1 protein-coding gene is annotated in these 211 nt (G+C 40.3%); it reads left to right on the top strand.

What is annotated here, in order from left to right; translation table 11 throughout:
- Positions 1–211, top strand: a 211-nt coding sequence (locus ADH81_RS03695) for a transposase (protein ID WP_049526556.1), incomplete at both ends; no start/stop codon positions are given.

Raw genomic sequence — 211 nt, 5'->3', positions numbered from 1 at the left:
AAAACTTTTTCCTAACGCTAAAATCGTTCTCGACCGCTTTCACATTGTCCAACATCTCAGTCGAACTATGAATCGTCTTCGCATCCAAGTCATGAATCGTTTTGATCGCAAATCGCACGGATATAAGGCGCTAAAACGTTACTGGAAACTCATTCAACAGGATAGCCGTAAACTTAGTAATAAACGTTTTTATCGCCCTACTTTTCGCTCA

The organism is Streptococcus pseudopneumoniae (assembly GCF_001072925.1).
In the GTDB taxonomy this organism is placed as follows: Bacteria; Bacillota; Bacilli; order Lactobacillales; family Streptococcaceae; genus Streptococcus; species Streptococcus pseudopneumoniae_Q.
Note: the sequence above shows the minus strand (reverse complement) of the source record. Positions and strands in the feature narration are given on the sequence as shown.